General features: G+C 65.0%; 9 protein-coding genes. 1 reads left to right on the top strand and 8 read right to left on the bottom strand.

Features of this window, described 5'->3' with window-relative positions; translation table 11 throughout:
* Positions 1–225: 225 nt before the first annotated feature.
* The 4 genes from ABIB27_RS18735 to tkt form a co-directional block, all read right to left on the bottom strand.
* Positions 226–699, bottom strand: a complete 474-nt coding sequence (locus ABIB27_RS18735) for a ribose-5-phosphate isomerase (RefSeq protein WP_354217963.1) — start codon at positions 697–699, stop codon at positions 226–228.
* A gap of 49 nt (positions 700–748) precedes the next feature.
* A complete protein-coding gene (gene rpe / locus ABIB27_RS18730; protein WP_354163223.1) occupies positions 749–1,426 on the bottom strand; it encodes a ribulose-phosphate 3-epimerase in 678 nt (225 codons plus the stop codon).
* Between the two features lie 34 nt (positions 1,427–1,460).
* Positions 1,461–2,582: a transaldolase gene (gene tal, locus ABIB27_RS18725; RefSeq protein WP_354167767.1), complete on the bottom strand. Its 1,122-nt coding sequence runs from the start codon at positions 2,580–2,582 to the stop codon at positions 1,461–1,463.
* Between the two features lie 104 nt (positions 2,583–2,686).
* Entirely contained in the window at positions 2,687–4,840 is a 2,154-nt protein-coding gene (tkt, locus tag ABIB27_RS18720) for a transketolase (RefSeq protein WP_354217962.1), read from the bottom strand.
* A 201-nt stretch (positions 4,841–5,041) separates the two neighbouring features.
* On the opposite strand from tkt, the gene ABIB27_RS18715 reads away from it, so the two are divergent.
* A complete protein-coding gene (locus ABIB27_RS18715) occupies positions 5,042–6,310 on the top strand; it encodes a helix-turn-helix transcriptional regulator (protein ID WP_354217961.1) in 1,269 nt (422 codons plus the stop codon).
* A gap of 75 nt (positions 6,311–6,385) precedes the next feature.
* Here the strand turns inward: ABIB27_RS18715 and ABIB27_RS18710 are convergent, their stop codons facing one another.
* The 4 genes from ABIB27_RS18710 to ABIB27_RS18695 form a co-directional block, all read right to left on the bottom strand.
* A complete protein-coding gene (locus tag ABIB27_RS18710; protein WP_354254635.1) occupies positions 6,386–8,740 on the bottom strand; it encodes an FdhF/YdeP family oxidoreductase in 2,355 nt (784 codons plus the stop codon).
* A gap of 109 nt (positions 8,741–8,849) precedes the next feature.
* On the bottom strand, positions 8,850–9,470 hold the full coding sequence (locus ABIB27_RS18705; RefSeq protein WP_354217959.1) for an MBL fold metallo-hydrolase: 621 nt from the start codon (positions 9,468–9,470) through the stop codon (positions 8,850–8,852).
* On the bottom strand, positions 9,467–10,573 hold the full coding sequence (locus tag ABIB27_RS18700) for an S-(hydroxymethyl)mycothiol dehydrogenase (RefSeq protein WP_354217958.1): 1,107 nt from the start codon (positions 10,571–10,573) through the stop codon (positions 9,467–9,469). The genes ABIB27_RS18705 and ABIB27_RS18700 overlap by 4 nt, the downstream gene beginning before the upstream one ends.
* 105 nt (positions 10,574–10,678) lie before the next feature.
* Positions 10,679–10,924, bottom strand: a 246-nt coding sequence (locus ABIB27_RS18695; RefSeq protein WP_354254633.1) for an OpcA/G6PD domain-containing protein, incomplete at its 5' end; no start/stop codon positions are given.

Genomic DNA, 10,924 nt, shown 5'->3' with positions numbered 1-10,924 from the left:
GCATAGCCGCCGGCCTTGGCACGGTCAATCATCTCGGAGTAGATCTCTGGGGTTGCAATGGGCATGCTGACTCCTATGCTGAGTTTTCGTCTATGCGCCCGTTCCCATTTGGTCCAGGCGCTCTACGCCTTCCGGTTCGGAATTCAACCAGGACGGCGGCTTAAACAAGAAGGCGGCTACGCCATAGCCCCGCCGCATGGGACGGAGCTATGACGCAGCCGGGTTTTATTCGGCCACCTCGCCGGTGGTTTCGTAGGTGGCGATCTTGCCGATGCGGCGCTCATGGCGCTCGGCAGCGCTGAACGGTTCTGCCAGGAACGCCTTTATCAGTTCGGTTGCCTCCTCAACGGTGTGCTGCCGGCCGCCAACTGCCACCACGTTGGCATTGTTGTGTTCGCGGGCCAGCTTGGCCGTGTCGAGGTTCCAGGCCAAGGCCGCGCGGACGCCCTTGACCTTGTTCGCGGCGATCTGCTCACCGTTGCCCGAGCCGCCCAGTACGATCCCGAGGGCGTCAACGCCCACGGCCTGGTCGGCCACGACGGCGGCTGCTGCCTTAATACAGAACGCCGGGTAGTCGTCCTCGGCGTCATAGGCGGCCGGCCCGTGGTCTACCATCTCGTAGCCGCTGGCTGACAGTGCGGTGATGAGGTGAGAGCTAAGCTCCATACCGGCGTGGTCGGTTGCGATGTGAACGCGCATGAGGGTCCTTCAGACTGGTGGGGTGCGGTGTTGTTGTTGTGCGGCGTAGTTAGCCGAAAGCGAGCTGCCCGTTGGCGCGCAGCGACTCGATGGCGTCCTCAGGTGAGGCCTTGCCGTATACGGCAGATCCGGCCACAAAGACGTTGGCACCGGCCTCCGCGGCGCGGGTGATGGTTTCCTCGGTGATGCCGCCGTCCACCTGGATGGCCACGTTCACCCCCGAACCGTCCACTGCCGCGCGGGCACGACGGATCTTGGGCAGCATGACGTCCAGGAATGCCTGGCCACCGAAGCCCGGCTCCACCGTCATGATCAACAGCATGTCCAGTTCGGAGAGCATGTCCAGGTACGGTTCCACCGGAGTGGCCGGGCGAAGTGCCATGCCCGCCTTGGCTCCGCGGGCGCGGAGTTCCCGGGCGAGTTTGATGGGGGCATCTGATGCCTCCACGTGGAACGTCACAGAGCTCAGGCCGGCGTCGGCGTACAGCGGCGCCCAGCGGTCCACGTTGGCGATCATCAGGTGGGCGTCCAACGGGACGGGGCTGACCTTCTGCAGCCGTTCCACAACAGGCAGGCCGATGGTCAGGTTTGGCACAAAGTGGTTGTCCATGACATCCACGTGCACGGCATCTGCGTTGCTGATGCGGGCAAGCTCGGCCTCGAGGTTGGCGAAGTCGGCCGAGAGGATGCTGGGATTGATGCAGCAGTTCAGGGGTGATGCGGACATGATGTCTGCCTTTCGGTAGCTGTCAGAGCTCGGGTCAGGATGCCTTCCGGGCGGCGGCGAGGGCGCCTTCGACGTCGGCCAGCAGTTCCTTCCAGCTGGCCACGAACTTGTCGAGGCCTTCGGATTCGAGGAGGGCAACCACCTCGTTGTAGGAGATACCCAGTGCGTCCAGTGCGTACAGGACGGCCTTGGACTCGGCATAGGCGCCGGTGATGGTGTCCCCGGTCACCACGCCGTGGTCGAACGTGGCGTCCAGGGTCTTCTCCGGCATGGTGTTGACGACGTCGGCAGCAACCAGTCCCGTGACATACAGGGTGTCGGGGTAGGCCGGGTCCTTGACGCCGGTGGACGCCCACAGCGGACGCTGCGGACGGGCGCCGGCTTCGGCCAGGACCTCCCACCGATCAGTGGAAAAGAGCTGCTCGTAGACCTGGTAGGCCAGGCGGGCATTGGCTACTCCTGCCTTGCCCTTGAGGGCCTTGGCTTCGTCGGTGCCGATGGCGTCGAGGCGCTTGTCGATCTCGGAGTCAACGCGGGAGACGAAGAACGAGGCCACGGAGTGGATCGTGGCCAGGTCGTGGCCGTTGTCTTTGGCCTGCTCCAGGCCGGACTGGAACGCGTTGATGACGGCGCGGTAGCGCTCGAGCGAGAAGATCAGGGTCACGTTAACGCTGATGCCCTCGGCCAGGGTTGCCGTGATGGCCTCAAGGCCTTCGAGGGTTGCGGGAATCTTGATGTGGACGTTGTCCTTGTCCACCTTTTTGTAGAGGTTCTTGGCTTCGGCGATAGTACCGGCCGTGTCCCAGGCCAGGCGCGGGTCAACTTCGATGGAAACACGGCCGTCGACACCCTTGGTGGCGGCGGCGACCGGAGCGAAGAGGTCGCAGGCGTCAGCGACGTCGGTGGTGGTGATCTCGAAGATGGTCTCCTCGACGCCGGCACCCTGCGCGGCAAGTTCGGCGATCTTTGCGTCATAGTCGGAGCCGGAGGTGATCGCGGCCTGGAAGATGGACGGGTTGGTGGTCACGCCGACCACATTCTTTTCGTCGATGAGCTTCTGCAGGCTGCCGCTTGCGAGACGCTCACGCGAGAGGTCGTCGAGCCAGATGGACACGCCGGCGTCGGACAGCTGGGCGGTGGGGGTTGCGTTGGTCATGGCTTCTTCCTTCAAAAATTGTGGACTGGTGACAGTTCGCGGCCGCGCCGCGGGACGTCCCCCATGAGGCCGTCCCGCGGCGCTGGCCGCAGTGCAGGTAAAGGTCAGTTGCGGGCAGCGGCCAGGGAGTCCTTGGCGGCGGCGGCGACAGCCTCCGCAGTGATGCCGAACTCCTGGAACAGGCGCTTGTAGTCTGCCGAAGCGCCATAGTGCTCGAGCGAGATGGAACGGCCGGCATCGCCAACGAATTCCCTCCAGCCCAGGGCAAGGCCGGCTTCGACGGAGACGCGTGCCTTGACGGCTGCGGGGAGCACGGATTCGCGGTAGGCCGCGTCCTGCTTGTTGAACCACTCGACGCACGGCATGGAGATGACGCGGGCGGCAATGCCTTCGGCTTGTAGAGCTTCGCGGGCCTGGACGGCCAACTGCACCTCGGAACCGGTAGCGATCAGCAGCACGTCGGCCGGAACGGTCGCGCCGTCCTTGGCCGCTTCGGCCAGCACGTAGCCGCCCTTGGCCACACCCGCCGGGGAAGCAAAGGTGTCACCCTGCGCTGCACCATTACCGCGGGCGAAAGTGGGTACGTTCTGCCGGGTCAGGACGATGCCGGCCGGGTTGGAGTGGTTCTCCAGCATGGTCTTCCACGCTATACCTACCTCGTTTGCGTCGCCGGGGCGGACAACGTCGAGGCCCACGATGGCGCGCAGGGTGGAGAGCTGTTCAACGGGCTGGTGGGTGGGGCCGTCTTCGCCCAGGCCGATGGAGTCATGCGACCAGACGTAGATGGACGGGACACCCATCAAGGCGGAGAGGCGGATGGCCGGACGCTGGTAGTCGCTGAAGATCAGGAACGTGCCGGAGAATGCGCGGGTACGGCCGTGCAGCGAAATGCCGTTCACGATCGAGGCGGCAGCGTGCTCGCGGATGCCGAAGTGCAGGACCCGGCCGTACGGGTTGCCTTTCCAGGCATCCGTGGAGCGGGAGACCGGAATGAACGACGGCGAGCCTTCGATCGTGGTGTTGTTGGACTCGGCAAGGTCAGCCGAACCGCCCCAGAGTTCGGGCATGACCGGGCCCAGCGCGCCCAGGACTTTGCCCGACGCGGCGCGGGTGGAAACATCCTTGCCTGCTTCGAAGACCGGCAGGACTGCATCGATTCCGGCGGGAAGCTTCTTGGCTTCGATCCGCTCCAACAGGGCAGCGCCCTCAGGGTTGGCCGACTGCCACGCCTCGAACGAGGAATCCCACTCGCTGCGGGCGGCAGCACCGCGGTCAACCACGGAGCGGGCGTGGGCCAGGACCTCCTGGTCCACCTCGAAGGACTTGGCCGGGTCGAAGCCCAGGACCTCCTTGAGGCCTGCGACTTCGTCAGCGCCGAGGGCGGATCCGTGGATCTTGCCGGTGTTCTGCTTCTTCGGCGCCGGGTACCCGATGATAGTGCGCAGCGAGATGATGGACGGCTTGGAGGTCTCGGCTTTCGCGGCGAGCAGGGCGGAGTAGAGCTCCTGGACGTCTTCGACGTATTCGCCGGTCTCGGTCCAGTCAACGCGCTGGGTGTGCCAGCCGTAGGCCTCGTAGCGCTTCAGGACATCCTCGGTGAAGGAGATGTCTGTGTCGTCCTCGATGGAGATGTGGTTCTCGTCGTAGACCACCACGAGGTTGCCCAGTTCCTGATGCCCGGCCAGCGAGGACGCCTCCGAGGTCACGCCTTCCTGGATGTCGCCGTCGGACGCGATAACCCAAATGGTGTGGTCAAACGGGGACGTGCCCTCGGCAGCGTCGGCGTCAAACAGGCCGCGCATCCGGCGCTGCGAGTACGCGAAGCCCACGGAGGAGGCCAGGCCCTGGCCCAGCGGACCGGTGGTGATCTCCACGCCGGCGGTGTGCTTGTACTCGGGGTGGCCCGGTGTCAGGGAATCCCAGGTGCGCAGTGCCTTGAGATCGTCCAGTTCCAGGCCGTAGCCGGAGAGGAACAGCTGGATGTACAGGGTCAGCGAGGAGTGGCCGGGTGACAGGATGAAACGGTCACGTCCCAGCCAGTCCGGATCGCGGGGGTCATGGCGCATCAGCTTCTGGAAAAGAAGGTAGGCGGCCGGGGCAAGGCTCATGGCCGTGCCGGGGTGGCCGTTGCCGACCTTCTCTACGGCGTCCGCAGCCAAAACACGGGCTGTGTCCACGGCGCGCTCGTCCTCGGGCGTCCAGTTGAGTGTCGCTGAATTTGCAGTGCCGGGGAGTGCCACATTTGTTGTCGGGTTCACGGTTTGTCCTTTTGGATCTGGTCGGCCTGGAGCGGCCGGACGGATTCTTTCTGGTTGATATCAATGATTGCGAACCAAATGGGCAGGGGTAACACTGTTTTCTGACGGTTCTTACTACCCTTTTGGGTTGGAGGGGCGTTACCGCCCGGGTAAGCTGTCCGGATGAGTGCAGCGCCGGACCCATCCCTGAAGGAATTCACCATGCCCCTACCAGACCTGCCGTGGCCGCTTTTGCAGAGCGTGGCAGCCTTGGCCGATGCCCCCCTGTCCCAGATAGCTGAGCGACTGCGTGAAGCAACGCTCCCCTACATGGGAAGCAGCGCGCTGGTTATCTTCACGGAAGACTGCACAGGCCGGCCGCAGAAGAAGGCAGGCGATGAGGACATCATTTCCCGGGTCTCCATCACGGAACTGGACACGCTCCGCGCCACCCTCGAGGATGAGGGACCCTGGTTCGGGGAAGCCGAGCTCGCTGGCAAGACCCGCCCCGCGCTCGCTCTGAAGCATGCCTCCAGTAACGCCCTCCTGGTCCTCACCGATCCCCCTGCCGATCCGGGGCGCAGCGCCGGGCTGGAGCTGGTGACGTATCTGTGGCGCCTCACCGCACGGCGGATCCGGGAGAAGGTGGCTGATGCGCCGCCGTCATACCTGCTCGAATCGCGGGCGGCATCCGCCGAACGCCTCCGCGTGACGGCGGAACTGACCGATGTGCACTCCACCACCCTGGAAACGCTCCTGGCAGCCCTGCGTTCATCCTCCATGGATGATGCGGCAGCACGCACCACCGTCACCGACCTCACGGCCAAGGCTTTGATCGGGCTTCGGACCCACAGCGACCGCACAACGGACCTGGTGAAAGAGCCCGTTGCCAAAGCCTTCGAACGCCTGCGGGAGGACTTGCGGCCGCTCACACGCTACAGCGGCATCGAGATCGAATTTATCGAACCGCCGCTGAACGGAAGGGCCCTGCCCGGCGAAGTTGCCCACGCGGCACGGGCCATCGTCCGCGGGCTTGTGCTGGCCATGACGGAACAACCTGATGTCAGCAGGGTACGAACACAGTGGGACTGCGATGGCGAAAACCTGCTGATCAACGTCCGCGACGACGGCCGGGGCGCACTCAAAGCCGACGCCCCGAGCATCGCTCGCCTGGACCGCCGGGTGCAGGCGCTCACCGGAACACTGCGGATCGACGTTATGCCCGGCTGGGGTGCAGACGTCTTTGTCACCCTCCCCCTGGATCTGCAAACGTCACGCCCGGCCGGAGATGTCACCGGGTGGGACCTTGCCGCCCGCGAGCTCGAGGTGCTCCAGCACCTTGTCGCCGGGCAGCGCAACCGAACCATCGCCTCCACGCTGGGCATCAGCGAGAACACGGTCAAGTTCCACGTGCGGAACCTGTTCAGGAAGCTCGACGTCGGCTCACGCACCGAGGCGATCGCCCTGGCGCACAGCCACGGACTCCGGTGACGGATTTAGGACGCGCGTAGGAACGCAACAGCGGCCCCGCCTCCACCCGGAGACGGGGCCGTTGTGCTTGTTGGCTCAGCCGGCATTGGCCGCCGCCAGCGCAGCGGACTCTTCGGCTGTTTCCGGCTCAGCCGTGTGTGGCACAAAGCGGACGAACATGGCTTTGAAGCCGGGGGTGTTGGATTCCCTGGCGACGTTTTCCTTGTGGACCAGGGCGTTGGCTTCGGGGAAGTACGCGGCGGCGCAACCCTTCGCCGTCGGGTAGGCCACGAGGCGGAACTTGTCCGCCTGCCGGTCATGGCCACGGAAGGTGCTGACAACGTCCACGAGGTCCCGGTCCTGGAAGCCCAGCTCTGCCAGGTCCTCGGGGTGCACCAGGATGACGCGGCGGCCGCCGGAGATCCCGCGGTAGCGGTCATCCAGGCCATAGAACGTGGTGTTGTACTGGTCGTGGCTGCGGATGGTCTGGAGCACCAGGTGGCCGTCCGGCGGGGTCAGGTACTCCAGCGGGCTGACCGTGAAGCGACCGCGTCCGATGTCCGTTTTGAAGGAGCGGGTGTCCCGGGGCGGATTGGGCAGCACGAAACCGTTTTTGGTCCGGACCCGGGCGTTGAAGTCCTCGAAGCCGGGCAGGACGCGGGAGATGTGGTCACGGACCACGTCGTAGTCTTCGGCCATGGCCTTCCAGTCCACGGCGTGGTCTGGGCCGAAGGTCGCCTCTGCCATCCGCGCCACGATCACCGGCTCGGCCAACAGGTGATCGGAGACCGGCTGCAGCCTGCCCTGGGTGGAGTGGACCACGGACATGGAGTCTTCCACGGACAGGAACTGTGCGCCCTTGGGGTGCTTGTCGTCCTTGTCCGTCCGGCCCAGGGTGGGCAGGATCAGCGACGTGCGGCCGTGCACCACATGGGAACGGTTCGGCTTAGTGGAAATGTGCACGGTCAGGCCGATCCGCTGCATGCCGGCTTCCAGACTCGCCGTGTCCGAGCAGGCGAGCGAGAAGTTGCCGCCCATGGACACAAAGACGTCCACCTCGTCACGCTCGAACGCTTCCATGGCTTCCACGGCGTCGTGGCCGTGATGCCGCGGCGAGGTAATCCCGAACTCGCTGTCGAGTGCCTCAAGGAGCCACTCCTTGGGCTTTTCCCAGATGCCCATGGTCCGGTCGCCCTGGACGTTGGAGTGCCCGCGGACCGGGCAGGCGCCAGCGCCGGGCTTGCCGAAGTTCCCCTGCAGGAGCAGGACGTTGACCATTTCCTTGATGGTGTCCACCGAGTGCGGCTGCTGCGTCACGCCCAGGGCCCAGCAGAAGATCGTGGCCTTGGACTTGATGAGCATCCCTGCCACGGTTTCGATCTGTTCGCGGGACAGGCCCGTGGCTTTCTCGGTTTCCGCCCAGTCCAGCTCCCCGCGGGCGACGCGGTAAGCGTCGAACCCGTCGGTCTGCGCATCAATGAAGGGACGGTCGACGACGGTGCCCGGGTTGCGTTCTTCCTCCGCCAGGACCAGATGGCCGAGCGCCTGAAACAGCGCCAGGTCACCGCCGACCTTGATTTGGAGGTACTCATCGGCCAGCGGCGTGCCGCCGCCCACCACCCCAGAGACGGTCTGCGGATCCTTGAAGTTGAACAGGCCGGCCTCCGGTAGCGGGTTGACCGCCACCACCTTGCCGCCCTTGTCCTTGCACTCCTTCAGGGCTGAGAGCATACGGGGATGGTTGGTGCCGGGGTTCTGGCCGACGACAAAGATGAGCTCGGAATCGTGGATGTCCTCCAGGGACACGGTTCCCTTGCCGATGCCTATGGTCGGGTTTAGCGCCGAACCTGAGGACTCGTGGCACATGTTGGAACAGTCCGGCAGGTTGTTCGTGCCCAGGGCCCGCGCGAACAGCTGGTACATAAACGCCGTCTCGTTCGCGGTGCGCCCGGAGGTGTAGAAAACGCACCGGTCCGGAGTGGAGGCGCGGATGTGCTCACCTATCAGCTCGAAGGCGTCGGCCCAGGAGATCGGCGAATAGTGGCTCTCCCCTTCGCGGATGACCACCGGTTCGCTGAGCCGGCCCTGGTTGCCCAGCCAGTACTCCGTCTTTCCGGCGAGTTCGGCGATGGAATGTCTGGCCCAGAACTCCGCCCCCACGGTACGGAGGGTGTTTTCCTCGGCCACTGCTTTGGCGCCGTTCTCGCAGAACTCGGCGGCTTTGCGCTTCGTCGCCGATTCGGGCCAGGCGCAGCCCGGGCAGTCGAATCCGCCCTGCTGGTTCAGCCGCAGCAGGGACTGCGCCGTGCGGGTCACGCCGGCCTGGGCAACGGCACGCTCGAGAGCCACCATCACAGCCTTCACCCCGGCCGCTTCTTTCTTCGGCTTGTGGACCTCGAGGTCGTCCTCGTTGATGTCCGCGACGGGGGCGGGCTGCTTACCGAACTTCATGGTTCCAACTTCCTTACCGGCTCACGCCGTTCTTGTTCACAACGCCCGACGAGGCGCGCCGGCTGTTCTGGCGCGCCTCGTCGGGATCCTGCCGATGCGGAATCCTGCTCTACTGGGACACCTTAGCCAGCGTTTCCCCTTCCGTGCTAATGGTGGTGTTGTCGCCGTGGCCGGTGCGGACCACGGTCTCCGGCGGGAGGATGAGCAGCCGTTCCCGGATGGAGGTGAGGATCGTGGGGTAGTCGCTGTAGGAGCGTCCCGTCGCCCCCGGTCCACCGTTAAAGAGGGTGTCGCCGGTGAAGACCGTTCCCTCACTCTCGAGGTAGAAGCAGGTGGAGCCCGGGGAATGGCCCGGCGTGTGGATGGCCAGCAGCGCGGTGCCGCCCACCTCGAACACGTCGCCGTCGCCGTGGTACCGGTCCGGGTCCGTATCCGGGTAAACCTGCTTCCAGAGGACCAGGTCCTCCGGGTTCAGGATGATCGGTGCGCCGACGGCGGCCGCGACCTCCCGCGCCGCGCCGATGTGGTCATTGTGCGCGTGGGTCAGCAGGATGGCCAGGACCTTCCGGCCACGGACCTGCTTGATGATCGCGGCCGCATCGTGCGGGGAATCGATGATCATGCACTCATCGTCGTTGCCGATGATCCAGACGTTGTTGTCCACGTCCCAGGTGCCGCCGTCGAGCGAAAAAGTGCCCGAGGTGACCAGGTTTTCGATGGTGATAGTCATGAGAACTCCTTCTGGGTCTTTAGTTCAACAACCGAGCGCAGGACCTTGCCCTCGTGCATCCTGGCGAAGGCTTCCTCCACCTGGTCGATGGTGATCCGCTCGGTGACGAAGGCATCCAGGTCAAGGTTGCCCTGCTTGTACTGCGCCACGAGCATGGGGAAATCACGGGAGGGCAGGCAGTCGCCGTACCAGGAGGACTTCAACGACCCGCCCCGGCCAAAGACATCCAGGAGGGGCAGCTCAAGCGTCATGTCCGGCGTGGGGACACCCACCAGCACCACACGGCCGGCGAAGTCGCGGGCGTAGAACGCCTGCCTGTACGTTTCGGGACGTCCGACGGCGTCAATCACCACGTCCGCTCCGTTACCTCCCGTGAGGGCCCGGATCGCCTCAATGGGGTCTTCCTTGCCGGAGTCCACGCCGTGGGTGGCCCCAAGGGACTTGGCCATCTCCACCTTGTTGGCGTCGATGTCCACCGCGATGATGGTGGTGGCGCCGGCCAGCTTTGCGCCGGCGATCGCGGCGATACCCACGCCGCCGCAGCCGATCACGGCCACGGATTCGCCGCGCTTGACCTCGCCCGTGTTGATGGCGGCACCGATGCCGGCCATCACACCGCAGCCGAGCAGCCCGACGGCGGCGGGATCGGCGTCGTCGTCAATTTTGGTGCACTGTCCGGCGGCAACGAGTGTCTTCTCCGCGAAGGCGCCAATACCCAGCGCGGGAGAGAGTTCCGTACCGTCCTCGAGGGTCATCTTCTGCGTCGCGTTGTGCGTGTTAAAGCAGTATTGCGGCTGTCCTTTGGCACAGGCGCGGCATTCCCCACAGACAGCGCGCCAGTTCAAAATCACCCGGTCACCCGGGACGACGCTGGTGACGTCGAGACCCACCGCGCTGACTATACCCGTGGCCTCATGGCCCAGCAGATAAGGGAACTCGTCGCCAATTCCGCCCTGCTTGTAGTGCAGGTCCGTGTGGCAGACCCCGCAGGTGAGAATGTCCACGAGGGCCTCCCCCGGACCTGGATCCGGGACCAGAATAGTCTCCAGCGACACCGGGGCATTCTTCTCCCTGGCGATGACGGCCTGTACTTTGTGGACCATTATTCTTGTGTTCCTTTCCTGGATCCGGCCGGATCCGGTGAATCGGCAGCAAGTGCCAATCTAACTGACGCGTTGGGGTTCCACGTCTTTGGTTGCGCGGTCCCGTCAAACGGTGATCAGTGACTGACCGTCCTTATGACGTTCCGGCTCCCCGCTGCACGTGAACGTCATGGGCACTGCCTGGATTGTGGTGCTGCCAAGACTGCGGACTGTTTCGCCGAAGACTTCGTCGGGGTCGAGGCGGCGGAGTTCTTCGGCGAGGCAGTCTTTGAGGCTGCGGCGGGGCAGGGAGATGCGTTGGGCGGGCTGGCCGGGCTGGGTGAGTTCGGCGATGGACAGTCCGGGCCGGAA

The sequence above is a fragment of the Arthrobacter sp. UYEF21 genome, assembly GCF_040546085.1.
Taxonomy (GTDB): domain Bacteria; phylum Actinomycetota; class Actinomycetes; order Actinomycetales; family Micrococcaceae; genus Arthrobacter.
Note: the sequence above shows the minus strand (reverse complement) of the source record. Positions and strands in the feature narration are given on the sequence as shown.

Coding starts and splice junctions, on each gene's coding strand:
- tal (WP_354167767.1), bottom strand. CDS start 2,582: ATGACCAACGCAACCCCCACCGCCCAGCTGTCCGACGCCGGCGTGTCC.
- ABIB27_RS18700 (WP_354217958.1), bottom strand. CDS start 10,573: ATGGTCCACAAAGTACAGGCCGTCATCGCCAGGGAGAAGAATGCCCCG.
- ABIB27_RS18710 (WP_354254635.1), bottom strand. CDS start 8,740: ATGAAGTTCGGTAAGCAGCCCGCCCCCGTCGCGGACATCAACGAGGAC.
- ABIB27_RS18735 (WP_354217963.1), bottom strand. CDS start 699: ATGCGCGTTCACATCGCAACCGACCACGCCGGTATGGAGCTTAGCTCT.
- ABIB27_RS18705 (WP_354217959.1), bottom strand. CDS start 9,470: ATGACTATCACCATCGAAAACCTGGTCACCTCGGGCACTTTTTCGCTC.
- ABIB27_RS18715 (WP_354217961.1), top strand. CDS start 5,042: ATGCCCCTACCAGACCTGCCGTGGCCGCTTTTGCAGAGCGTGGCAGCC.
- rpe (WP_354163223.1), bottom strand. CDS start 1,426: ATGTCCGCATCACCCCTGAACTGCTGCATCAATCCCAGCATCCTCTCG.